The organism is Pseudomonas sp. 18-147 (assembly GCF_051048045.1).
In the GTDB taxonomy this organism is placed as follows: Bacteria; Pseudomonadota; Gammaproteobacteria; order Pseudomonadales; family Pseudomonadaceae; genus Pseudomonas; species Pseudomonas aeruginosa.
The window spans coordinates 5,051,377-5,075,000 of the sequence record NZ_CP182296.1 but is presented as its reverse complement, the minus strand read 5'-3'; the positions used below and the strand labels follow the sequence as shown (position 1 = coordinate 5,075,000).

At 66.4% G+C, this 23,624-nt stretch carries 19 protein-coding genes, 2 tRNA genes and 3 rRNA genes (1 of these 24 running past the window's edge); 17 read left to right on the top strand and 7 right to left on the bottom strand.

The window, feature by feature from the left end:
- The 5 genes from ACM0M4_RS24140 to rrf all read left to right on the top strand — a co-directional run.
- Positions 1-11, top strand: a 16S ribosomal RNA gene (locus ACM0M4_RS24140); it begins 1,525 nt to the left of the window's first position.
- Positions 12-75: 64 nt separating this feature from the next.
- Positions 76-152: transfer RNA gene (locus ACM0M4_RS24135), tRNA-Ile, on the top strand.
- A gap of 28 nt (positions 153-180) precedes the next feature.
- Positions 181-256: transfer RNA gene (locus ACM0M4_RS24130), tRNA-Ala, on the top strand.
- 226 nt (positions 257-482) lie between these two features.
- A 23S ribosomal RNA gene (locus ACM0M4_RS24125) occupies positions 483-3,373 on the top strand.
- Between the two features lie 144 nt (positions 3,374-3,517).
- Positions 3,518-3,633, top strand: a 5S ribosomal RNA gene (gene rrf, locus ACM0M4_RS24120).
- Together the 16S, 23S and 5S rRNA genes with 2 tRNA genes alongside form the textbook arrangement of a ribosomal RNA operon.
- A 354-nt stretch (positions 3,634-3,987) precedes the next feature.
- Here the strand turns inward: rrf and dnaE2 are convergent.
- Genes dnaE2 through imuA form a run of 3 tightly spaced genes read right to left on the bottom strand, consistent with a single transcriptional unit; the run spans position 3,988 to position 9,087 of the window.
- Complete coding sequence (dnaE2, locus tag ACM0M4_RS24115) at positions 3,988-7,083, bottom strand: error-prone DNA polymerase (protein ID WP_115288858.1); 3,096 nt, start codon at positions 7,081-7,083, stop codon at positions 3,988-3,990.
- Complete coding sequence (locus tag ACM0M4_RS24110) at positions 7,059-8,474, bottom strand: Y-family DNA polymerase (RefSeq protein ID WP_023090810.1); 1,416 nt, start codon at positions 8,472-8,474, stop codon at positions 7,059-7,061. The genes dnaE2 and ACM0M4_RS24110 overlap by 25 nt, the downstream gene beginning before the upstream one ends.
- 7 nt (positions 8,475-8,481) lie before the next feature.
- The gene (gene imuA, locus ACM0M4_RS24105; protein WP_031635496.1) at positions 8,482-9,087 is read right to left on the bottom strand and encodes a translesion DNA synthesis-associated protein ImuA; all 606 of its coding nucleotides are present in this window, start codon (positions 9,085-9,087) and stop codon (positions 8,482-8,484) included.
- Positions 9,088-9,338: 251 nt separating this feature from the next.
- On the opposite strand from imuA, the gene pigA reads away from it, so the two are divergent.
- The gene (gene pigA, locus ACM0M4_RS24100) at positions 9,339-9,935 is read left to right on the top strand and encodes a biliverdin-producing heme oxygenase PigA (protein ID WP_003085321.1); all 597 of its coding nucleotides are present in this window, start codon (positions 9,339-9,341) and stop codon (positions 9,933-9,935) included.
- A 117-nt stretch (positions 9,936-10,052) separates the two neighbouring features.
- Here pigA and ACM0M4_RS24095 read toward each other — a convergent pair whose 3' ends face one another.
- Entirely contained in the window at positions 10,053-10,373 is a 321-nt protein-coding gene (locus ACM0M4_RS24095; protein WP_003085325.1) for a hypothetical protein, read from the bottom strand.
- 165 nt (positions 10,374-10,538) lie between these two features.
- On the opposite strand from ACM0M4_RS24095, the gene vreA reads away from it, so the two are divergent.
- From vreA to vreR, 3 genes are all read left to right on the top strand, one after another.
- Positions 10,539-11,255, top strand: a complete 717-nt coding sequence (vreA, locus tag ACM0M4_RS24090) for a TonB-dependent outer membrane receptor VreA (RefSeq protein ID WP_003120815.1) — start codon at positions 10,539-10,541, stop codon at positions 11,253-11,255.
- Entirely contained in the window at positions 11,252-11,797 is a 546-nt protein-coding gene (vreI, locus tag ACM0M4_RS24085; RefSeq protein ID WP_003085329.1) for an RNA polymerase sigma factor VreI, read from the top strand. The genes vreA and vreI overlap by 4 nt, the downstream gene beginning before the upstream one ends.
- A 69-nt stretch (positions 11,798-11,866) precedes the next feature.
- Positions 11,867-12,826 carry an anti-sigma factor VreR gene (gene vreR, locus ACM0M4_RS24080; protein ID WP_003106396.1) on the top strand — a complete coding sequence of 320 codons (960 nt, stop codon included), beginning with the start codon at positions 11,867-11,869 and terminating at the stop codon, positions 12,824-12,826.
- A gap of 9 nt (positions 12,827-12,835) precedes the next feature.
- Here vreR and ACM0M4_RS24075 read toward each other — a convergent pair whose 3' ends face one another.
- Both ACM0M4_RS24075 and gspH read right to left on the bottom strand, forming a co-directional pair.
- The gene (locus ACM0M4_RS24075; protein WP_023110364.1) at positions 12,836-13,477 is read right to left on the bottom strand and encodes a PulJ/GspJ family protein; all 642 of its coding nucleotides are present in this window, start codon (positions 13,475-13,477) and stop codon (positions 12,836-12,838) included.
- Positions 13,461-13,910, bottom strand: a complete 450-nt coding sequence (gene gspH, locus ACM0M4_RS24070; protein WP_003106853.1) for a type II secretion system minor pseudopilin GspH — start codon at positions 13,908-13,910, stop codon at positions 13,461-13,463. Before gspH ends, ACM0M4_RS24075 begins: the two co-directional genes overlap by 17 nt.
- Before the next feature lie 147 nt (positions 13,911-14,057).
- On the opposite strand from gspH, the gene ACM0M4_RS24065 reads away from it, so the two are divergent.
- A complete protein-coding gene (locus ACM0M4_RS24065; protein WP_004366502.1) occupies positions 14,058-14,489 on the top strand; it encodes a type II secretion system protein N in 432 nt (143 codons plus the stop codon).
- A 2-nt stretch (positions 14,490-14,491) separates the two neighbouring features.
- Here the strand turns inward: ACM0M4_RS24065 and gspI are convergent, their stop codons facing one another.
- The gene (gene gspI / locus ACM0M4_RS24060) at positions 14,492-14,866 is read right to left on the bottom strand and encodes a type II secretion system minor pseudopilin GspI (protein WP_003085347.1); all 375 of its coding nucleotides are present in this window, start codon (positions 14,864-14,866) and stop codon (positions 14,492-14,494) included.
- A gap of 233 nt (positions 14,867-15,099) precedes the next feature.
- Between gspI and gspG the strand changes: the two genes are divergently transcribed.
- From gspG to gspF, 7 genes are read left to right on the top strand one after another with little or no spacing between them, the layout of a single operon-like run.
- Positions 15,100-15,549: a type II secretion system major pseudopilin GspG gene (gspG, locus tag ACM0M4_RS24055; RefSeq protein ID WP_003085349.1), complete on the top strand. Its 450-nt coding sequence runs from the start codon at positions 15,100-15,102 to the stop codon at positions 15,547-15,549.
- Between the two features lie 7 nt (positions 15,550-15,556).
- On the top strand, positions 15,557-16,522 hold the full coding sequence (gene gspK / locus ACM0M4_RS24050; RefSeq protein WP_003085351.1) for a type II secretion system minor pseudopilin GspK: 966 nt from the start codon (positions 15,557-15,559) through the stop codon (positions 16,520-16,522).
- Positions 16,519-17,730 carry a type II secretion system protein GspL gene (gene gspL / locus ACM0M4_RS24045; protein WP_004348155.1) on the top strand — a complete coding sequence of 404 codons (1,212 nt, stop codon included), beginning with the start codon at positions 16,519-16,521 and terminating at the stop codon, positions 17,728-17,730. Before gspK ends, gspL begins: the two co-directional genes overlap by 4 nt.
- A complete protein-coding gene (locus ACM0M4_RS24040; RefSeq protein WP_003111906.1) occupies positions 17,717-18,310 on the top strand; it encodes a type II secretion system protein M in 594 nt (197 codons plus the stop codon). Before gspL ends, ACM0M4_RS24040 begins: the two co-directional genes overlap by 14 nt.
- Positions 18,307-20,718 (top strand): type II secretion system secretin GspD, encoded by a 2,412-nt coding sequence (gspD, locus tag ACM0M4_RS24035; RefSeq protein ID WP_010792199.1) that lies wholly within the window; start codon positions 18,307-18,309, stop codon positions 20,716-20,718. The genes ACM0M4_RS24040 and gspD overlap by 4 nt, the downstream gene beginning before the upstream one ends.
- Positions 20,715-22,124, top strand: coding sequence for a type II secretion system ATPase GspE (gene gspE / locus ACM0M4_RS24030; RefSeq protein WP_003120811.1), 1,410 nt, complete (start codon positions 20,715-20,717; stop codon positions 22,122-22,124). Before gspD ends, gspE begins: the two co-directional genes overlap by 4 nt.
- Positions 22,124-23,338, top strand: a complete 1,215-nt coding sequence (gene gspF, locus ACM0M4_RS24025; protein WP_003112721.1) for a type II secretion system inner membrane protein GspF — start codon at positions 22,124-22,126, stop codon at positions 23,336-23,338. The genes gspE and gspF overlap by 1 nt, the downstream gene beginning before the upstream one ends.
- Positions 23,339-23,624: the final 286 nt, after the last annotated feature.

Genomic DNA, 23,624 nt, shown 5'->3' with positions numbered 1-23,624 from the left:
TCACCTCCTTAATCGAAGATCTCAGCTTCTTCATAAGCTCCCACACGAATTGCTTGATTCACTGGTTAGACGATTGGGTCTGTAGCTCAGTTGGTTAGAGCGCACCCCTGATAAGGGTGAGGTCGGCAGTTCGAATCTGCCCAGACCCACCAATTGTTGGTGTGCTGCGTGATCCGATACGGGGCCATAGCTCAGCTGGGAGAGCGCCTGCTTTGCACGCAGGAGGTCAGGAGTTCGATCCTCCTTGGCTCCACCATCTAAAACAATCGTCGAAAGCTCAGAAATGAATGTTCGTGGATGAACATTGATTTCTGGTCTTTGCACCAGAACTGTTCTTTAAAAATTCGGGTATGTGATAGAAGTAAGACTGAATGATCTCTTTCACTGGTGATCATTCAAGTCAAGGTAAAATTTGCGAGTTCAAGCGCGAATTTTCGGCGAATGTCGTCTTCACAGTATAACCAGATTGCTTGGGGTTATATGGTCAAGTGAAGAAGCGCATACGGTGGATGCCTTGGCAGTCAGAGGCGATGAAAGACGTGGTAGCCTGCGAAAAGCTTCGGGGAGTCGGCAAACAGACTTTGATCCGGAGATCTCTGAATGGGGGAACCCACCTAGGATAACCTAGGTATCTTGTACTGAATCCATAGGTGCAAGAGGCGAACCAGGGGAACTGAAACATCTAAGTACCCTGAGGAAAAGAAATCAACCGAGATTCCCTTAGTAGTGGCGAGCGAACGGGGATTAGCCCTTAAGCTTCATTGATTTTAGCGGAACGCTCTGGAAAGTGCGGCCATAGTGGGTGATAGCCCCGTACGCGAAAGGATCTTTGAAGTGAAATCGAGTAGGACGGAGCACGAGAAACTTTGTCTGAACATGGGGGGACCATCCTCCAAGGCTAAATACTACTGACTGACCGATAGTGAACCAGTACCGTGAGGGAAAGGCGAAAAGAACCCCGGAGAGGGGAGTGAAATAGAACCTGAAACCGTATGCGTACAAGCAGTGGGAGCCTACTTGTTAGGTGACTGCGTACCTTTTGTATAATGGGTCAGCGACTTATATTCAGTGGCAAGCTTAACCGTATAGGGTAGGCGTAGCGAAAGCGAGTCTTAATAGGGCGTTTAGTCGCTGGGTATAGACCCGAAACCGGGCGATCTATCCATGAGCAGGTTGAAGGTTAGGTAACACTGACTGGAGGACCGAACCCACTCCCGTTGAAAAGGTAGGGGATGACTTGTGGATCGGAGTGAAAGGCTAATCAAGCTCGGAGATAGCTGGTTCTCCTCGAAAGCTATTTAGGTAGCGCCTCATGTATCACTCTGGGGGGTAGAGCACTGTTTCGGCTAGGGGGTCATCCCGACTTACCAAACCGATGCAAACTCCGAATACCCAGAAGTGCCGAGCATGGGAGACACACGGCGGGTGCTAACGTCCGTCGTGAAAAGGGAAACAACCCAGACCGCCAGCTAAGGTCCCAAAGTTGTGGTTAAGTGGTAAACGATGTGGGAAGGCTTAGACAGCTAGGAGGTTGGCTTAGAAGCAGCCATCCTTTAAAGAAAGCGTAATAGCTCACTAGTCGAGTCGGCCTGCGCGGAAGATGTAACGGGGCTCAAACCACACACCGAAGCTGCGGGTGTCACGTAAGTGACGCGGTAGAGGAGCGTTCTGTAAGCCTGTGAAGGTGAGTTGAGAAGCTTGCTGGAGGTATCAGAAGTGCGAATGCTGACATGAGTAACGACAATGGGTGTGAAAAACACCCACGCCGAAAGACCAAGGGTTCCTGCGCAACGTTAATCGACGCAGGGTTAGTCGGTTCCTAAGGCGAGGCTGAAAAGCGTAGTCGATGGGAAACAGGTTAATATTCCTGTACTTCTGGTTACTGCGATGGAGGGACGGAGAAGGCTAGGCCAGCTTGGCGTTGGTTGTCCAAGTTTAAGGTGGTAGGCTGAAATCTTAGGTAAATCCGGGGTTTCAAGGCCGAGAGCTGATGACGAGTCGTCTTTTAGATGACGAAGTGGTTGATGCCATGCTTCCAAGAAAAGCTTCTAAGCTTCAGGTAACCAGGAACCGTACCCCAAACCGACACAGGTGGTCGGGTAGAGAATACCAAGGCGCTTGAGAGAACTCGGGTGAAGGAACTAGGCAAAATGGCACCGTAACTTCGGGAGAAGGTGCGCCGGCTAGGGTGAAGGATTTACTCCGTAAGCTCTGGCTGGTCGAAGATACCAGGCCGCTGCGACTGTTTATTAAAAACACAGCACTCTGCAAACACGAAAGTGGACGTATAGGGTGTGACGCCTGCCCGGTGCCGGAAGGTTAATTGATGGGGTTAGCGCAAGCGAAGCTCTTGATCGAAGCCCCGGTAAACGGCGGCCGTAACTATAACGGTCCTAAGGTAGCGAAATTCCTTGTCGGGTAAGTTCCGACCTGCACGAATGGCGTAACGATGGCGGCGCTGTCTCCACCCGAGACTCAGTGAAATTGAAATCGCTGTGAAGATGCAGTGTATCCGCGGCTAGACGGAAAGACCCCGTGAACCTTTACTGTAGCTTTGCACTGGACTTTGAGCCTGCTTGTGTAGGATAGGTGGGAGGCTTTGAAGCGTGGACGCCAGTTCGCGTGGAGCCATCCTTGAAATACCACCCTGGCATGCTTGAGGTTCTAACTCTGGTCCGTGATCCGGATCGAGGACAGTGTATGGTGGGCAGTTTGACTGGGGCGGTCTCCTCCTAAAGAGTAACGGAGGAGTACGAAGGTGCGCTCAGACCGGTCGGAAATCGGTCGCAGAGTATAAAGGCAAAAGCGCGCTTGACTGCGAGACAGACACGTCGAGCAGGTACGAAAGTAGGTCTTAGTGATCCGGTGGTTCTGTATGGAAGGGCCATCGCTCAACGGATAAAAGGTACTCCGGGGATAACAGGCTGATACCGCCCAAGAGTTCATATCGACGGCGGTGTTTGGCACCTCGATGTCGGCTCATCACATCCTGGGGCTGAAGCCGGTCCCAAGGGTATGGCTGTTCGCCATTTAAAGTGGTACGCGAGCTGGGTTTAGAACGTCGTGAGACAGTTCGGTCCCTATCTGCCGTGGACGTTTGAGATTTGAGAGGGGCTGCTCCTAGTACGAGAGGACCGGAGTGGACGAACCTCTGGTGTTCCGGTTGTCACGCCAGTGGCATTGCCGGGTAGCTATGTTCGGAAAAGATAACCGCTGAAAGCATCTAAGCGGGAAACTTGCCTCAAGATGAGATCTCACTGGGAACTTGATTCCCCTGAAGGGCCGTCGAAGACTACGACGTTGATAGGCTGGGTGTGTAAGCGTTGTGAGGCGTTGAGCTAACCAGTACTAATTGCCCGTGAGGCTTGACCATATAACACCCAAACAATCTGATGATTGTGTGTTGTAAGGTGAAGTCGACGAACCGAAAGTTCGCATGAACCGCAAAACACCTTGAAATCACATACCTGAATCCGGATAGACGTAAGCCCAAGCGAACGGATATCCAACCGAATTGCTTGACGATCATAGAGCGTTGGAACCACCTGATCCCTTCCCGAACTCAGAAGTGAAACGACGCATCGCCGATGGTAGTGTGGGGTCTCCCCATGTGAGAGTAGGTCATCGTCAAGCTCCTATCCCAAAACCCCTGGTCAGCGATGACCGGGGGTTTTGCTTTTGCGCGCGGAAAAAGGCGTGCTTCCTGTTCACCTTGCCGAACCCCTCCTGGCATGTCCTCTTTCGCGTCTAGCGTAGCGAGAGTCCGGGCGGATCCGCATGGCGCTGGCGCTCTTGCGTTCGCCGTACCTATCCCGATCCGCGAGTTAGAGCCTCGCTTCGAGGAGAAAGACAAAAGGTGGCTTCCGATGAAGGGAATCGCTTGATTTACTGTATGAATAAACAGTATCTTGAGCGCTCCCCCCTTCGTGGCCATCCCTGTTGGCCATCCCAAGGCAGCTCGTCTCTCGAGCTGCCTTTTTCTTTGTCTCAATGGAAATCCCGGCTGCGGACGTCCAGGCCGGTGAGTAGAGGACTCAGGTCATGCAGGCGCCCGGCGATGACGTGGCGCACCTCGCCGGAGGACTCCAGGATGCCCTCCACCTGCAGCAGCCGGGACTCGAGGAATGGCCGCCTCTGCCGTTCGGCAAGGTCGTGTCGGACCACCACGTTGACCATGCCGAACTCGTCTTCCAGGGTGATGAAGGTGATGCCGCTGGCGGTCTGTGGGCGCTGCCGGCCGACCACCAGGCCGGCGACCCGTATCGGTCGCCCATGTCCCAGTTTCGCCAGTTCGCGGGAGTCGCGGCAGCGGCGGGCCTTGAGCTGTCCACGCAAGAGTTTCAGCGGATGCGGGCCGAGGGTGGTGCCGAGGAGAGCGTAATCGCTCAGCAGTTCCTCGCCGCGCGAAGGCAGTGGCAGGCTGACCGTGCTCTCTTCGATGACGGTCCCTTCGGCGAACAGTGGCAATTGCGGCTCGACGCTGGCGACGGCCCAGCGCGCCTTGTGCCGGTGTCCGGCGAGACCGCGCAGGGCGCCGGCATCGGCCAGCAACTCCAGGGCCCGGGCGTCGAGCCTGGCGCGTCGGCCGAGATCGTGCACGTCGAGGAACGGCTGGGCCTCCCGGACCTGCTCGATACGCCTGGCATCCTCCTCGCGAAAGCCTCGGATCATCCGCAGGCCGAGGCGTATGGCCGGTTGCGCCTGCCCGAACGGCTCCAGGCTGCAATCCCAACCGCTGTGGCGGACATCCACCGGGCGTGTCTGCAGGGCGTGGCGGCGGGCGTCCTGGAGCAACTGGTCGGGGCTGTAGAAGCCCATCGGCCAACTGTTGATCAAGGCGCAGGCGAAGGCCGCCGGCTCGTGACGTTTCAGCCAACTGCTGGCGTAGGTGAGCAGGGCGAAGCTGGCGGCGTGGGATTCAGGGAAACCGTAGCTGCCGAAGCCTTTGATCTGCTCGAAGATGCGCGCTGCGAAGTCGGCCTCGTAGCCCTTGGCGAGCATGCCCCGGGTCAGCCGCTCGCGGTGGTGTTCCAGGCCGCCATGACGCTTCCAGGCGGCCATCGAACGACGCAGTTCGTCCGCCTCGCCCGGCGTGTAGTCGGCGGCGACGATCGCCAGTTCCATGACCTGTTCCTGGAACAACGGGACGCCCAGGGTACGTTCGAAGACCTTCTCCAGTTCGGCCGATGGATAGGCCACCGGCTCTTCACCGTTTCGCCGGCGCAGGTAAGGATGCACCATGTCGCCCTGGATCGGCCCCGGCCGGACGATGGCGACCTGGATCACCAGATCGTAGAACTTCTGCGGGCGCAGGCGTGGCAGCATGGCCATCTGTGCGCGCGATTCGATCTGGAACACACCGATGGTATCGGCGCGGCTGATCATTTCGTAGGTGGCCGGGTCTTCGCTCGGGATACTGGCGATGCTCAACCGCTTGCCGCCGCGCAGCGCGTGGATCAGGTCGAAGCTGCGGCGCAGGGCGCTGAGCATGCCCAGGGCGAGGACGTCGACCTTGAGCAGGCCGACCGCGTCGAGATCGTCCTTGTCCCACTGGATCACCGTGCGCTCGGCCATGCTGGCATTCTCCACCGGGACCAGGGTGTCCAATGGCTGTTCGGAGATGACGAAGCCGCCGGGGTGCTGCGAGAGGTGGCGCGGAAAACCGATCAACTCGTCGGTCAGGGCCAGCACCCGGCGCAGGACCGGACTCTGCGGATCGAAGCCGGCCTCTTCCAGGCGTTCGGCGCTGGGGGCCTGGTCGCTCCAGCGGCCGCAGCAGTTGGCCAGGACGTCGACCTGCTCGGGCGGCAGACCCAGGGCCTTGGCTACGTCGCGCACCGCGCCGGCGCCGTGGTAGGTGCTGACCACCGCGGTCAGCGCCGCGCGCTGGCGTCCGTAGCGTGTGAAAACGTACTGGATGACCTCCTCGCGGCGCTCGTGTTCGAAATCCACGTCGATGTCCGGTGGTTCGTTGCGCTCGCGGGAAAGGAAGCGCTCGAACAGCAGGTTGGTCCGGTCCGGGTCCAACTCGGTGATGCCGAGGGCGAAGCACACTGCCGAGTTGGCCGCCGAGCCGCGGCCCTGGCAAAGGATTTTCCGGCCCCGGGCGAAGGCGACGATGTCCTGCACGGTGAGGAAATAGCTTTCATAGCCCAGTTCGGCGATCAGCTCGAGTTCTCTCCCGATCTGCTTGCGGACCTTGGCGCTCGCGCCGTTCGGCCAGCGCCTGGCGATGCCCTGTTCGGTGAGATGGCGGAGCCATGACGCCGGGTCGTGTCCGGCCGGTACCAATTCGCGTGGGTACTGGTATTTCAGCTGTTCCAGATCGAACCGGCAGCGTTCGGCGATCTTCAGGGTTTCCGCCAGCAGGGCTTGCGGGTAGATCCCCTGCAGGGCCTCCAGGGTACGCAGGTGGCGTTCCCCGTTGGGGAAGAGATAGGCGCCGGCCTCGCTGACCGGAAGATGGTTGCGGATCGCTGTCATGCAGTCCTGCAGGGCTCGCCTGCCGCGGGCGTGCATGTGGACGTCGCCGCAGGCCACGGGCGGTAGCCGGAGATGCGAGGCGAGCGCGAGCAGTTTGTCCAGGCGGGCATCGTCATCGGCGCCGCGATGCAACTCGACGCCCAGCCAAAGGCGCTGGGGGAAGCGTTCGCGGAGCCAGGCAGCCTGCTCGTCCCCATGGTCGTTCGGCAACCAGATCGCCAACAGGCCGGCGAGCGGCTGTTGCAGATCTTCGCGCAGCAGCCGGTAGTGGCCCTTGTCGGCTTGTCGCCGGCCGCGGGTGATGAGGCGACAGAGGTTCTGGTAGCCCTCCAGGTCCTCCGCCAGGAGGACCAGCTTGGGCCCCTGTTCGAGGCGGATTTCGCTGCCGACGATCAGTTGTACCTGATGCTCCCGCGCCGCCTGCCAGGCCCGCACGATACCGGCCAGGCTGCATTCGTCGGTGATCGCCAGGGCCCGATAGCCCAGGCGTGCTGCACGGGCGAAGAGTTCCGCGGCGCTGGAGGCGCCGCGCTGGAAACTGAAGTTGGACAGGCAATGCAGTTCGGCGTAGGCGCTCATGCGAACCAGCCATGCAGCCACAGCGGCCCTTCGCTGCCGACCTCGCGATAGACCCAGGCACGTTGTCCGCTGCGGGTTTCCACCAGGTAATAGTCGCGGCGGATGTCTTCGCCATCCCACCAGCCCGACTCGATCCGCTCCGGGCCGGCCAGCACGGTGGGCAAGGCCTCGCCGAGGGGGCGTGGCTCCGCCAGCAGCCAGCCGGGTCGGAGGCCGCAGGCTGCCGGCGATTGCGCCCTGTCGCAGCTGTGCGGCCGCCAGCTTCGCTCCGGACGGTGTTCGGCGACGGCGCTCAGGCCCTGTACCGCCTCGTCGCCCAGCCGCGCGCGCAGGCGTTCCCGCAACTGTTCCCAGCCGAGATACTGCTGTGGGCGCTCGTCGAACAGTTCGCGGTGCTGCGGCGTGAAAGGAGGCAGCTCGCGGGCCTCCAGGCGCACGGCATGCACGGGGGCGGGCAGTTGCAGCTGTTCGAGACGGCCGCGGGTCAGTTCGAAGAGCATGGCCGCCTCGCGTTCGGCGCTGAGCAGGCCGACCGTGACCTGGCTGTCGGCGCGCCCGTGATGCTCCAGATGCAGGGTGAAGCGCTGCACGCCGCTGTCGCGTCCGGCGAGAAAGGCGGCGAGATCGGCGCTCAGCCGTCGCAGGGGGAAGAGCAGGGCCTGGTGCGATTCCACGTCGAAATTGAGTTCGATGCGCAGGTCGAAGGTGTCCGGCGGCCGGTAGTGCTCCAGCGCCAGTGGGCTGCGGCCGCAGAGGCGGTCGATGTGCAACAGCAGTTCGGCCGGGAAGCGACGGGCCAGGGCGGCGCGCGGCAACTCGAGGACCTGGCGCAGATAGCGCAGTCCCATGCGTCCGAGGGCGACAGCCAGCTCCCGCGAGAGTCCCAGGCGGTCCAGCGGAAGGGCGGACAACTGGCGTTGCAGCGCTGTCTCGTCCTCGATGGCCAGGCCGTCGTGGCTGTTCGCCAGGACCCTCGCCGCCACCGGGTTCGGCGCCAGGCACAGGCGATGGCGGAAGCCCAGCGCCGTGAGTTCCTTGCGCAAGCGGGCCTCGAAGCGTGGCCAGGGGCCGAACAGGGCAAGGCTGGACTGCACTTCCAGCAGCAGCGCACGCGGATAGTGCAGGCTGACCTGCGAGCTGAAACCGTAGGCCCAGGCGGCGAGGAAGGCCTGCCAGCGCTCCACGGCGGCGAGGTCGTATTCCGCCGTGGCGAAGTCCCGGCTCAGGGCCTGGGCGGCGATCAGCGATTGACCGGGCTTCAGGCCGAGCGCGCGTGCCGCTGGGTTGACCGCCTGCAACTGCCGGCGCTGCGCTGGGCCGCCGAGCAGCGCCAGCGGTGCGTCGGGATTGCTCCGTTGACGCAGCGCGCTGTCCATGGCCAGTTGCGGCAGGAGAATGCAAGCCCAGAGCATGGCCGCCTCATTGCCAGGCGCTGGCCGGCAGGGCGGTCGCCGGCGCGAGGCCGCCCCGGCACTTGAGGATGCGCAGGCGTGGGGGGCGGGTTTCGATGCACAGGCGTAGCGCTGCCGGCGAAGGGTTGACCGCTTCGCGCAGGGGGCGATAGGCGAAACCCAGGGCCTGACCGCTTTCGGCGGCGACCTGGAGGCGGCGCAGGGCGCGGTCGTCGGCCTGCTGCGGCCAGCACAGCACTGCGGCGCAACTGCCCGAGCGCAGGCACTGTTCGGCAGCCCACAAGGCGTCGCGTCCGCTGGCCTGCAACAGGACCAGGTGGCGCAGGTCGACCGCGGCGGCCAGCCAGGCCTGCGGATAAGGTACGTAGGGGGCGCCGACCAGGACGACACGACGTTGCGCCTGGGTCAGGCGAGCGAGGGTCGGCATCAGTAGTTGCAGTTCGCCGACACCGTCGCGGGCATGGAGGATTTCGCTCAGGGCATGCTCCGGCCAACCGCCGCCGGGCAGCAGTGCGTCCAGGCGCGCATGCCCGGTGGGCAGGGAAGAGCCGGCCGGTACGGCGGACTGGCCTTTCCAGATCCTACGCGCGTCGAGCAGCGCACTCAGCGCTATGCCATTGCCTCGTCCGGCGACGGCTGCGGGTGGGGTGATGTCGGCTACGGATGAAAGGGAGGCCAAGGAAATAACTCGAATGCTGTATGTAAATACAGTATTTGCTGTAGTCCTTTTCTGGTCAATGGCAGTCGGTCGGCATCCTTTCATGTGACACTGAGATTCAATAACGAATATAATTGAGAATCGTTATTGATCCTGGGCGCGCTATGTCAGCCCAGTGCGTTCCGTCCCTCGAAAGGAATTCCCCTATGGATACCCTGGCCCCTGAATCCACTCGGCAAAATCTGCGTTCGCAACGCCTCAACCTGCTGACCAACGAGCCGCACCAGCGCCTGGAGAGCTTGGTGAAGAGCAAGGAACCCTTCGCCAGCCGGGACAATTTCGCCCGCTTCGTCGCCGCCCAGTACCTCTTCCAGCATGACCTGGAGCCGCTTTATCGCAACGAAGCGCTGGCCCGCCTGTTCCCCGGCCTGGCTTCCCGCGCCCGCGACGACGCCGCTCGTGCAGACCTGGCGGACCTCGGCCATCCGGTGCCGGAGGGCGACCAGAGCGTGCGCGAGGCCGACCTGAGCCTGGCCGAGGCACTGGGCTGGCTGTTCGTTTCCGAAGGTTCGAAGCTGGGCGCTGCGTTCCTGTTCAAGAAAGCCGCCGCGCTCGAACTCGACGAGAACTTCGGCGCCCGCCATCTGGCCGAACCGGAAGGCGGCCGCGCGCAAGGCTGGAAGAGCTTCGTGGCGATCCTCGACGGCATCGAGCTGAACGAGGAAGAAGAGCGCCTGGCCGCCAAGGGCGCCAGCGATGCCTTCAATCGTTTCGGCGACCTGCTGGAGCGTACCTTCGCCTGAGGGGCGTTCCTTGTCCTTTGATCGGCGGCCAACCTCGCCGACGACGATTGCCCCGGCCTGGTTGCCGGGGTTTTCTGTCTTGCGCCGCCGGCCAGGAGCGCGGACCTGCGGAGACCCTTAGCGAGGCGGCCGCTGCGCTTCCACTGAGTTGCCGAACGAGGTGCCCAGGCGAATGCGCGTCGCCGATTGGTTGTACAGGCCGAGCTGGTTTGGCGGACGCCGGACGATGGCGGCGGAATCCAGCTCCTGTTCGCGGCGGGCCCTGGCCGCGCTGTCAGGATCGGTCATCTGCTGGCTCAGGCATTCATAGGACAAAGCCTGGTAGCCGTTGACCTCGGTGTTGATGCAGTTCGCCGGCGGCGTCGGCTCGTCGGCCAGGGTGGCGTTCATGGCCAGGCCCAGGATCAGGGCCGGCAGAACCTGCGATGAACGGTGCATGGCGATTCTCCCGCGCTGGGATGGTGGTTTCCCGCTTATACGGCAATCGGTGAAAACATGTCACCGCAGGTACCGTCACACCACAGTCACACAGTGCCATCAGGATGTCCCTCCTGGGTGATGGCCATCTGGCCTGAACCGGGTAGTTCGGACTGGAATCCGTTGATGTCGATCCTCGGGGTGGCAAGGTCGTGCGCAGTGTCGTTGCTCGGTCTCGGCATGCTGCTGCCGGCGTCCGGCGCCGTGCCGGGCGATGGCGGCAGGCCGCCGTTGCGCCTGGCGGTGCACGCGTTCGATATTCCTCCGCAGAGCCTGGCATCGGCGCTGGTGACCTACAGCGGGGTGACGGGAATGGCGGTTCTGGTGGATGGCGAGCTGGCTCGTGGACGGCGCTCGGCCCGCTTGCAGGGGCGCTTCACCGCCAGCGACGCCCTGACCCGACTGCTCGGCGGAACCGGCCTGATGGCGCGCTACACCAGCCAGGAAGCGTTCACCCTGCTGCCGGCGCAGGCCGTCAGGAACGCTGCGCCGCTGCCGGCAGAGATGCCGAAGGTCGAGCAGCCGCTGGATCGCCGCTACGCGGGAGCGGTCCAGGCGGCGCTGGAAGAACAGTTGTGCCGCTCGCCGCGCACTCGTCCGGGTACCTATCGCGCGGTGCTGCAACTCTGGATCGGTCGCTTCGGCGAGGTTCGCCACAGTCGCCTGCTCGGCTCGACCGGCGACCCGCAGCGGGACAGCGCCCTGGTGGAAAGCCTGCGCGGCGTGCGGGTGATGCAGGCGACGCCCGCTACGCTGGCCCAGCCGCTGACCATCCTGTTGCTGCCGAAGACGACGGGCAAGGCCATGGAATGCAAGCTGACGGAGGGAGTGGGAGGGTCATGAGCGATTCGCGGCAAAGCGCGATGGTGAAGCTGTTCCTCGCCTCCTACGACGACTTCAAGGCGCGCCTGAAACGGCGCCTGGGCTCCGAGGACCTGGCGTGCGACGTGCTGCACGAAACCTACCTGAGAGTCGACCGGCTGGATGATGCCCTGGAGGTCAAGAAGCCCCAGGCCTACCTGTTCCGTATTGCCCTGAACATTGCCGCCGACCGCCGCGAGGGCGACGCCCGCCTGCTCACCGGGGAGGAGGTGGCGGAGCTGTTGCAGGTGGCCGACGAAGGCCTCGACCCGGAGCGCATCGTCGGCGGTCACGCCGAGATCCGTCGCCTGCTGGAGGCGCTTTGCGAACTGCCGGCGCGGCGTCGGCAGATTCTCATCGCCTCGCGCCTGGAAGAGACGCCGCATGCGGAAATCTCCCGTCGCTTCGGCATTTCCACCCGCACCGTGGAGAAGGAACTCAAGGCCGCCCTGTGGTTCTGCGCGGAGCGCCTGGAAAGAAAAGTCATCCAGAGGTTCGGTCCCGGGGCCGGAAAACCGTCATAAGCATAAGCAGGTGGAAAACCGCCGCCATATCCATCCCATGAGCCATTCCGGTGTCCGTACAGCACAGTCATGACAGCCTCAGACTCCGCCGCCGATGAAACCGGCGACCTTCGCCACGAAGCGCACGCCTGGGTGATCAGCCTGACCTCCGGACGCGTCACCCAGGGCGACGCGCGGGCCTTCCGCCAGTGGTGTGCGCGCAGCCCGCAACACCTGCGAGCGTTCGTCGAGGCGCGCGATCTCTGGCAGGCACTCGGCAGTGCCGCCGCTCTGCCGCTGGAGCCGCCGGCCGTGGCGCAGATCGCGCCGAGGCGTTTCGGTCGTCGCTGGTTCGTCGGCGGTGCGCTGGCCGCCTCGGTGGCGTTGTTCGTCTTGCGCCCGTCGCTGCTCGACCATGGCCTGGGCGGCGCCGACTATGTCACGGCGGTCGGCGAGCAACGCCAGGTGCAGGTGAGCGGCGAGACGCGGATCGAGATGAACACCCGCACCCGCCTGAACGTGCGGCGCAATCAAGAGCAGCAGGAAACCATCGAACTGCTCGGCGGCGAGGCCGAGATCATCGCCAGCCACCCGCCGCAGAGCAGCCTGCGGGTGATGGCCGGGAGCGCCTGGCTGAGCGCCAGCCGGGCCCGCTTCAACGTGCGCAGCAGCGGTGACGTCTGCGTGGTGACCTGCCTGGAGGGCAGCGTGCGGCTCGAACACCTCGGCCAGCGCCTGGACCTCCAGGCCGGCCAGCAGCTGACCTTCGACGAGCGACGCAACGGTCCGCCGGTGCCTTTCGACGTTGCCGAGGTGATGGCCTGGCGCGAGCGCATGCTGGTGTTCAACGACGTACCGTTGGCCACGGTGATCGACGAAATCAACCGCTACCGTCCCGGCATGCTCCTGCTGCTGGACAAGGCCCTTGGCCGACGCCGGGTCCAGGCCCGTTTCAGCCTCGATCAACTGGCCGACGTGGCGACCCTGATCCGCGATGCCTATGGCATCGAGGTCACCCGCCTGCCGGGCGGGGTGGTGCTGCTCGGCTGAGCCACCGCTTCATTGCAGGGCCACCACCCGTCGATAGCGCTCCACGCCGTTGCGGGTGACCCGCGACAGGCTGATCTCCAGTCCGCTGGCGCGGACTTTGCTGCGTGCCGGCAGGCGCGTCCAGCCCTTTCCCGGCACCCAGGCACGGATCTCGAACCGACTCACGTCGTCCAGCACAGCCACCCGCTCCGCCAGCGGCGGCAACGGCAGGCGGTCGCCGCTGGGCGAGGCGGCGCGGTAGAGGATCTTGCCCTGTCGCCACCAGCGCACGCGCTGCAGCGGCGCGCCTGGCTCGGTACTGGCGCGGACGATGTCCAGGCGCAATGGGATCTCGCTCAGGCGCTTCAGTGCGAGTCCGGGCGGCAGGCTGTCGCTGGCCCGGATCGGCTCGTCGCCGCTGGGCAGGCCGGTCTCCTCCCGGATGGCGCTGTGCAGGGCGATGTCGCGCTCCAGTTGGTTCAGCGCGCGCAGTAGCGCGGCGCCCTGCTCGGTGCTGTCCTCCAGGTGCGCGCTGGCCCGGGCGATGCTGTCCAGGCCGCGCCAGGCCATCAGGCTGACGATGGCCATGAGCATGATCGCGACCATCACCTCGATCAGGGTGAAGCCGGCTTGCCGGCGCCGCGTCGTCGCGCGTTCAGCGTACCCGGACATGGCCGTTCGCCTCGCGCAGCACGGTGACGCTGTGTTGGCCGTCGGAGAGCGTTATCCGCAACGGCGCGCCGATCCATTCGGCGTCCAGCAACACCGGTCGCGGCGGGCGCACGCTGACCCGCAGAGGCGCGGCCTGCCAGTCGCGCGCGCGCAATTCGGTGTCGGCGGCGAAGGCGTCGGTCTTGCCGCGATAGGCCTGCGGGCTGAAGCGATAGCCCTTGGCGCTGGGCTGCCAGAGGATCGGCGTACCGCGTACCCGCGCTTCGCCCTGGGCTATTTCCAGCAACCGCGCCAGGCGCGCGGCATCCTGGCGCAGCAGGCCCGTCGGGTCGGGGCGGGCGCTCAGGCTGATGGCCGCCGTGGCGATGCCGACGATTACCAGCACCACCATCAGTTCGATCAGGGTGAAACCGCCTTGCCGGGGTCGCCTCACCGGATGCCGCTCCGCGAAGAGAGAGGTTTCCAGAGTGCCCGACGAAGATGATCGGCTTGTGAAACATAACGGAGAGAATTCCGCGCTAGGCTGGTGCCGGGGCGCCGTTCGTGGCGCCCGTCGCCCATACGCCAGGAGAGCCCCGCCATGCCGGCCATGCCCCGTATCGATCCGCCCCGCCTGGTCCAGTTTGCCGCCGTGCTGGCGATCCTCGCCGGCCTGCTGTTCTGGGGCTATCTGTTGCTGGCGCCGATTCCCGGCGTGGTCCAGGCCGAGGTCGCCGACGTTCCGCCGCCCAGCGGCGAGGACGCCGCTCAACGCTGGTTCGCGGCGCCTTCCGGTGAGGTCGAGGTGCAACTGGCGGGATTGATCAGCGGTGGTCCCGCGGCGATCGCCATCCTCTCGGTGAACGGCGCGCCGGCCCAGGCCTATCGCGAGGGCGAGGTCCTGGCGCGTGCGGCGAAGGTGCGGCGGATCGAGGCCGACGCGGTGCTCATCGAGCAGAACGGCGAGGTTCGCCGGGTGGCCATGCAGCGGCTCGCCGAACCGCCGCCGCTGGCTACCCTCAAGCGCGGTTGAGATCACCGGGAGCGGCTCAGCAGGGTGTTCAGGCGCGCCAGCGGCACCGCCTGTTCGCGCTGCGTGCGCACACGGATTTCCACCCACAGTAGCGCGGGGTCGTCGGTGGCCTCGACGCGTTGTTCGCAGTACAACCGCAGGCGGCCCTGGGAGCATTCGAAATCGCTGTTTCCCGGAGCCGCGCCGACGCCCAGGCGTAGCTCGGCGAGCCGGCTCTCCGCTGCCAGCAGGGCCAGCGACTTGTCGCGCAACAGACCGTTGCCGTCGGTCATCAGGCCCACCGCGCGGATCGCTGCGGCCAGGGCGATGGCGACGATGGCCAGCGCGACCAGCACTTCGATCAGGGTGAAACCGCGGGAAGACAGGCGCGTGGACATCGCGGAAAGGTCGGCGAAAGGGGACTTCCAGGCTAGCCGGGAAATCTGACCGATCCCTGACAAAAGCTCGGGAGGGCGCCCCCGCGAGCCATCCCCGGCGCCTGCCGGAAAGCCCGGCTCCAGGGCCTTGCGGGCGCCTCCGGAAGAGCGGCGCACCCGAGGATTTTCAATATCGTTGACATATCTTCCTGAAACAATCCGCGGCGAATCGAACCATGCCGAGGAGTGTCGAGATGGATGTCGTGCAGTTCAGCTCCAGCCCGAAAGGACATCGGGGACAGCGGGGCTTCACCCTGATCGAGATCATGGTGGTGGTGGTGATCCTCGGCATCCTCGCCGCGATGGTGGTACCCAAGGTGCTCGACCGTCCCGACCAGGCCCGTGCCACCGCGGCGCGCCAGGACATCTCCGGGCTGATGCAGGCGCTCAAGCTCTACCGCCTCGACCAGGGCCGCTATCCGAGCCAGGCGCAGGGCTTGAAGGTGCTCGCGGAGCGTCCTGCCGATGCCTCGGCGAGCAACTGGCGCTCGTACCTGGAGCGCCTGCCCAACGACCCCTGGGGCAAGCCCTACCAGTACCTGAATCCCGGCGTGAACGGCGAGATCGACGTGTTCTCCCTCGGCGCCGACGGGCAGCCGGGCGGCGAGGGCATCAACGCCGACATCGGCTCCTGGCAGCTCTGAGCGCGCCATGAACGGTCATCGCCAGCGCGGCATGGCGATCATCAGCGCGCTGCTGATCGTCACCGTGGTTGCGGTCATAGCCGCCGGCCTGATCGCCCGCCAGAGCGCATTCATCCGCGCCCTGGAAAGCGAGCAGCTACGCATCCAGGCCGGCTGGATGCTGCGCGGCGGCCTGGAATGGAGCCGCCAGTTGCTGCTCGAGGACAGCCGCCGCGACCCGCTGACCCGCCTCGACCAGCGCTGGGCGCAACCGATGCGTGGCTTGCGTCTGAGCAGCGCCGAATTGCCGTTCAACGGCCAACTGGAAGACGAGCAGGGCAAGTTCAACCTGCGCAACCTGTTGGTCGACCAGCGCCCCGATCTCCAGGAGCGAGCGAACTTCGAACGCCTCGCCGGTCTGCTCGGCGTGCGCCCGAAGGAGACGCGGCTGATCGTCGAGCGGGTACTCGATTCCTATGCACGGCTGCCCGCCGAAGCGCCGCCGGCCGAGACGCAACCCGCAGGCTTCGACAGCGGCCGCGAGACTTCGCCGGGCGCCGTGTTGCGTGCGCTTCCGGCGCGCATGCCGGCGCTCAGGCGTCTCGACGACCTGGCCCGGCTGGGCATTCCGCCGGCGACCCTGGAACGCCTGCGGCCCTACGTCACCATCCTGCCCGAAACCACCTGGATCAACGGCAACACCGCGCGCGCCGAAGTGCTCGCCGCCTGTGTCCCCGGCCTCGGGCTGGACCAGGCGCGGCGGGTGCTCGGCGAGCGCGACCGGGGCCGCTGGTTCCTCAATCGCGGCGACTTCGTCAACCGCCTGAACATGCCGCAATTGCAGGCGCAGTCGGTGAAGGTCGGGATCACCAGCGACTGGTTCCTGCTCACCGCCTATGCTCGGCGCGACCGGCAAGAGGTGCGCCTGCAAGCCCTGGTGCAGCGCAAGGCCGGTGAAAGCACGGCGGTCAACTGGGTGAGGGTGGGCTCATGAAAGCCACCTGGCGTTGCCTGCTGCCGCCGCTGAGCGAGTTCGCCGAGGCGGCGCCGCTGCATTGCCTGCGCCTGGATGCGCGCGGCGCGGTGCAGGAACGAATCGAGGCCTCGCTCGCGGAACTGGCGCGGCGACGCCAGGGGTTGCCGGTGGCGCTGTTCCTGCATCCGCGCGATTGCCGCCTGGTCAGTCTCGAACTGCCGGCGCTGCCTGCGGCGAAGCTCGCCGCCGCGGTGAACTGCGCGGCCGAGGCGCTGGTCCTCGGCGATCCGGCGCAGCTACGCCTGGCCCACGGCCCGCGCGGCGCCGACGGGCGCCTGACCTTGGGGTGGTTGGAGGCGTCGGCGCTGGCCTCGCTGGAGCAGGCCGTGCAGCGGCTGCGGCTCGACGTGCGGGAGGTGCAGGCCGCGCCGTTCCTCCTGCCGTTGCGCGATGACGGTTGGGTGGCCGGCGAGTGGGACGGCCATCTGCTGTTGCGCCGCTCGCTGAGCGACGCTGCGGTCCATCCCTTGCCGGAGCAGGGCCTCGCTGAGGTCCCGCAGGAGTTGCGACTGTTCTGGCTGGGCGAGCGACCGGCGTGGCGCTCCGCAGCCCTGGAGCGGGCCGAGGCGCTGGACGAAGCGCTGCGCTGGAGCGGGCCTGCCAGTCCGTGGGGATTGGCGCTGAAAGCGCCGGCGACGAGCGCCGGCAACGGCACCTGGAAGATGCCCCTGATCTGCGCTGCCCTGGCCTTGCTGGTGTGGGTCGCCGGTCTGAACCTGTACGCCGGGCAACTGGCCGGGCAGGGCCAGTCCTTGCAACGGCAGAGCAGTCAACGCGTGCAGCAGGCCTTCCCGGAACTGCCGGTGGTGCTCGATCCGCTGCGCCAGGCTCGCGAGCGACGCGACGCCTATCTGGCCGGCAAGGCCGATGGCGATGCCGTACCGGGGCTGGCCGCGCTGCTGCATGGCGCCGGCGAGGCGATGCCGTTCCTCGCCGGGCGCCTGCAACGACTGGACTACCACGCCGGCGAACTGGACCTGGAGCTGCTGCCGGGACCGCCAGGCGGCGATGCCGCTGCCTGGCAGGGCGAGTTGGGCAAGCACGGGTTGCAGGCCGATGCCTCCGACAAGGGCTGGCAGGTGCGCGCCATGGAAGCGCCGCCAGCGCCGGCCGCTGGCGCGGCAGACAGTGGCACTGCCGAGGCGGCTGCCGATGAAGATGAATAAGCGCCTGGCGGGCCTACTGAATACCCCGGCGCAGCGCTGGAGTCCCCTGCTGCTGCGGCTGCAGGCCTACTGGCGGCAACTGGCGCCGCGCGAGCGCAAGATTCTCGCCGGCGGTGGCCTGGCGCTATGCCTGGCGCTGACCTGGCAAGTGTTCATCGATCCGCCGCTGGCGCGGATCGAGCATTGGCAAGCCGAGCTGCCGCGCCTGCGTGCGCAGGCCGCGGCGGTGGACGGCGTGTTGCGCGAGGTCGAGGCGTTGCGCGGTCCGACCCTGAGCGGTACGGCGGACGCCGAGGCGATCCGTCGCAGCCTGCGCGATCAGGGACTCGACGGTTTCCAACTGGACGCCCCGCAACCGGGCCAATGGCAACTGGACTTCGCCAGCGTGTCCGGCGAGGCCTTGCTGCGCTGGCTGGCGCGCAGCCCGGCGGCGTTGCGCCTGAGCGTCAGCGAGGCGCAGGTGACGCGTCTTGACGCTCCTTCCGAGGAGCGCTCTGGCTCTTCGAGCGAGCCGTCCGGCGGGCTGGTGTCCGCCTCGATCCATTTGCAGTCGTCTTCCGCTCCCAAGGATTCCCCATGAGGCAATCAGCTTTCCACCATGCCCGGCGTCGTTGGCCTGTACTGGGCGTGGCGCTGGGCGCGCTGCTGGTCGCGGCGTGTAGCGAGACGCCGAAGGTCCCCGGCGTGCCCCCGGCCGACGAGGAAGTCGGCCGGCCGCTGAGCAGTGTCCGCTCCGGTGCGCCGTTGCGCAGCGCCGACGTCCGCGAGCGGCCCCAGGCCGAGCAGGCCCGCCGCGCGCTGAGTGCCGGACGCGGCGTGGCGCGCTCCGGTGGCGTGGCTCCGGTCTCAGCGACAGCGGCCGAACTCGGCGAGCAGCCGGTCAGCCTGAATTTCGTCGATACCGAGGTGGAAGCGGTGGTGCGCGCGCTGTCGCGCGCCACCGGCCGGCAGTTCCTGGTCGACCCGCGGGTGAAGGGCAAGCTGACCCTGGTTTCCGAAGGCCAGGTGCCGGCGCGCACCGCCTACCGCATGCTCACCAGCGCCCTGCGCATGCAGGGCTTCAGCGTGGTCGACGTCGACGGGGTCAGCCAGGTGGTGCCGGAGGCCGACGCCAAGCTGCTCGGCGGGCCGGTCTACGGCGCCGACCGGCCGGCGGCCAACGGCATGGTCACGCGGACCTTCCGCCTGCGCTACGAGAACGCGGTGAACCTGATCCCGGTACTGCGCCCGATCGTCGCGCAGAACAACCCGATCAATGCCTATCCGGGGAACAACACCGTGGTGGTCACCGACTACGCGGAAAACCTCGACCGGGTCGCCGGGATCATCGCCAGCATCGACACCCCCAGCGCCAGCGACACCGACGTGGTACCGATCCAGAACGGCATCGCGGTGGACATCGCCAGCACCGTCTCCGAACTGCTCGACAGCCAGGGCAGCGGCGGCGCCGAGCAGGGCCAGAAGACCGTGGTGCTCGCCGACCCACGCTCCAACAGCATCGTGATCCGCTCGCCGAGCCCAGAGCGCACGCAATTGGCGCGCGACCTGATCGGCAAGCTGGACAGCGTGCAAAGCAATCCCGGCAACCTCCATGTGGTCTACTTGCGCAACGCCCAGGCGACCCGCCTGGCCCAGGCCCTGCGCGGGCTGATCACCGGCGACAGCGGCGGCGAGGGCAACGAGGGCGACCAGCAGCGCGCGCGCCTGAGCGGCGGCGGCATGCTCGGTGGCGGCAATAGCGGTACTGGTAGCCAGGGCCTGGGGAGCAGCGGCAATACCACGGGCAGCGGTTCCAGCGGGTTGGGCGGCAGCAACCGCAGCGGCGGCGCCTATGGTGCGATGGGCAGCGGCCAGGGCGGCGCCGGACCCGGTGCGATGGGCGAGGAGAACTCGGCGTTCTCCGCCGGCGGGGTCACCGTACAGGCCGACGCCACCACCAACACCCTGCTGATTTCCGCACCCGAGCCGTTGTACCGCAACCTCCGCGAAGTCATCGACCTGCTCGACCAGCGCCGCGCCCAGGTGGTGATCGAAAGCCTGATCGTCGAGGTCAGCGAAGACGACTCCAGCGAGTTCGGCATCCAGTGGCAGGCCGGCAACCTCGGCGGCAACGGCGTGTTCGGCGGGGTCAACTTCGGCCAGTCGGCGCTGAACACGGCCGGCAAGAACACCATCGACGTGTTGCCCAAGGGGCTCAACATCGGCCTGGTGGATGGCACCGTGGACATCCCCGGGATCGGCAAGATCCTCGACCTCAAGGTGCTCGCCCGGGCGCTGAAGAGCCGCGGCGGCACCAACGTCCTGTCGACCCCGAACCTGCTGACCCTGGACAACGAGTCGGCGAGCATCATGGTCGGCCAGACCATACCCTTCGTCAGCGGCCAGTACGTCACCGACGGCGGCGGTACCAGCAACAACCCGTTCCAGACCATCCAGCGCGAGGACGTCGGCCTGAAGCTGAACATCCGTCCGCAGATCTCCGAGGGAGGAACGGTCAAGCTCGACGTCTACCAGGAGGTCAGCAGCGTCGACGAGCGCGCCAGCACCGCCGCCGGGGTGGTCACCAACAAGCGCGCGATCGATACCAGCATCCTCCTCGACGACGGCCAGATCATGGTCCTCGGCGGCCTGTTGCAGGACAACGTGCAGGACAACACCGACGGCGTTCCCGGACTCTCCAGCCTCCCCGGCGTCGGCTCGCTGTTCCGCTACCAGAAGCGCTCGCGGACCAAGACCAACCTGATGGTCTTCCTGCGTCCCTACATCGTCCGCGACGCCGCCGCCGGCCGCAGCATCACCCTCAACCGCTACGACTTCATCCGCCGCGCCCAGCAGCGCGTGCAGCCGCGCCACGACTGGAGCGTCGGCGACATGCAGGCTCCGGTGCTGCCGCCGGCGCAGCAGGGCATCCCGCAGGCCGCCTACGACTTGCGCCCGAGCCCGCGGCCGCTGCGCGCGGTACCGTTGGGCGAGGCGGCGCCGCTATGAGCCTGCTGCCCTACGCCTGGGCCAAGGCGCAGCGCGCCTTGCTGCGGCCGGGCGAGCATGGCGCGACCCTGCTGGTCAGCCCGCGCACGCCCGGCTGGGCGATCAGCGAGGTGCGCCAGCGGCATGCGCTGGCCAGCCTGGAGAGCGTCCGCGACGACGAACTCGACACCCTGCTGGCCAGCGCCTACTCCGATACCGGCAGCGCCGCGGCGGTGGTCGGCGCGGCGGAGAGCGAGGTCGACCTCGACCGCCTGATGGACGATATCCCCGAGGTCACCGACCTGCTCGACACCCAGGATGGCGCGCCAGTGATCCGCATGATCAACGCGCTGCTGACCCAGGCCGCGCGCGACGAGGCCAGCGACATCCACATCGAGCCCTTCGAGACCCATTCGGTGGTGCGCTACCGCGTCGACGGCGCCCTGCGCGACGTGGTCGCGCCGCGCAAGGCGCTGCACGCGGCGCTGGTGTCGCGGATCAAGATCATGGCGCAGCTGGATATCGCCGAGAAACGCCTGCCCCAGGACGGCCGCATCGCCTTGCGGGTAGCCGGGCGGCCGATCGACATTCGCGTCTCCACCGTGCCCACCGGCCACGGCGAACGGGTGGTGATGCGCCTGCTCGACAAGCAGGCCGGACGCCTGAGGCTGGAGACCCTGGGCATGGCTCCCGGCGTGCTGGCGCCGCTGGACAACCTGATCCGCCAGCCGCACGGCATCGTGCTGGTCACCGGGCCCACCGGCAGCGGCAAGACCACCACCCTCTACGCCGCCCTGGCGCGGCTCGATGCCAGCACCAGCAACATCCTCACCGTCGAGGACCCGGTGGAGTACGACCTGCCGGGGATCAGCCAGATCCAGGTCAACGCGCGCATCGACATGACCTTCGCCGTAGCCCTGCGGGCGATCCTCCGGCAGGACCCGGACATCATCATGATCGGCGAGATCCGCGACCTGGAGACCGCGCAGATCGCCGTGCAGGCTTCGCTCACCGGGCACCTGGTGCTGGCCACGCTGCACACCAACGACGCGGTGTCGGCAGTGACGCGGCTGGTGGACATGGGGGTCGAGCCGTTCCTGCTCGCCTCGTCGATGCTTGGCGTACTCGCCCAGCGCCTGGTGCGGCGCCTGTGCACGCATTGCCGGGTCGAAGAGGACGGCGGCTGGCGCGCGGTCGGCTGCCCGGCTTGCAACCAGACCGGCTACAGCGGGCGCACCGGCATCCACGAACTGTTCGTGATCGACGACGAGATCCGCCGCCTGGTCCACCAGGGCCGCGCCGAGCAGGATCTCCGCGAAGCCGCCCGCGCGGCCGGCATGCGCAGCATGCGCGAGGACGGCGAGCGCTGGATCGCCAGCGGCTCCACCACCCTGGAGGAAATCCTCCGCGTGACCCGGGACGCCTGATGCAGACCTTCCGTTACGAAGCCGCCGACGCCCAGGGCCGGATCGAGACCGGCACCCTGGAGGCGGACAGCCAGCGTGGCGCCCTCGGCCAACTGCGCGCCCGCGGCCTGACCCCGCTGGAGGTCCGCGAGCAGGCTGGCGGCGGGACCGGGCAAGGGGCGGGCGCGCTGTTCGCCCCGCGCCTGTCCGACGGCGACCTGGCCTGGGCCACCCGCCAGCTGGCCAGCCTGCTGGCCGCCAGCCTGCCGCTGGAGGCGGCGCTGAGCGCCACCCTCGACCAGGCCGAGCGCAAGCACATCGCCCAGACCCTGAGCGCCGTGCGCAGCGACGTACGCGGCGGCATGCGCCTGGCCGACGCCCTTGCCGCACGGCCGCGGGACTTCCCGGAAATCTACCGGGCGCTGGTGGCTGCGGGCGAGGAGTCCGGCGACCTGGCCCAGGTGATGGAGCGCCTGGCCGACTACATCGAGGAACGCAACGCCCTGCGCGGCAAGATCCTCACCGCGTTCATCTACCCGGCGGTGGTCGGCGTGGTCTCCATCGGCATCGTCATTTTCCTCCTCGGCTACGTGGTGCCGCAGGTGGTCAGCGCCTTCTCCCAGGCGCGCCAGGACCTGCCGGCGCTGACCCGGGCGATGCTCCAGGCCAGCGACTTCGTGCGCGCCTGGGGCTGGCTCTGCGCCGGCGCCATCGGTAGCGCTTACTGGGGCTGGCGCTTGTACCTGCGCGACCCGCAGGCGCGGCTCGGCTGGCACCGGCGAGTGCTGCGCCTGCCTCTGCTCGGTCGTTTCGTGCTCGGGGTGAATACCGCGCGCTTCGCCTCCACCCTGGCGATCCTCGGCAGCGCTGGCGTACCGCTGCTGCGCGCGCTCGATGCGGCGCGCCAGACGTTGGCCAACGACTGCCTCGCGCAGGCGGTGGAGGAGGCCACCGCGCAGGTTCGCGAAGGTGTCTCGCTGGCCTCGGCGCTGCGCACGCGGCAGGTGTTCCCGCCGATCCTCACCCACCTGATCGCCAGCGGCGAGAAGACCGGTGCGCTGCCGCCGATGCTCGACCGCGCAGCGCAGACCCTGTCGCGCGACATCGAGCGCCGCGCCATGGGCATGACCGCGTTGCTCGAGCCGCTGATGATCGTGGTCATGGGCGGGGTGGTGCTGACCATCGTGATGGCGGTGCTGATGCCGATCATCGAGATGAACCAACTGGTCCAGTAGTCCGTGCCTGAACAAGCCTTTCCCGTGCTGGGCGATTAACCGCTCGCGGCTATCCGCCGTGGGGATGGGGCGTCTCAGCAATCTTCCGAAGAGAGGTATCGGCGGATAACGCCGCTGGCGTAATCCGCCCTACGGGTGGGCTTGTGCAAGCCGGCCTTCCTCTCGCTGTCATCAACCCGTGTGGCCCCTCGCCAGGGCTCGGGTGCATGTTTCAGCGAGGTTGCCCCGAGGGCGCGCCATGGCCGTCGCGGGCCGGCCGCCGGGAGGCGCTCGCGGAACCTCGCAG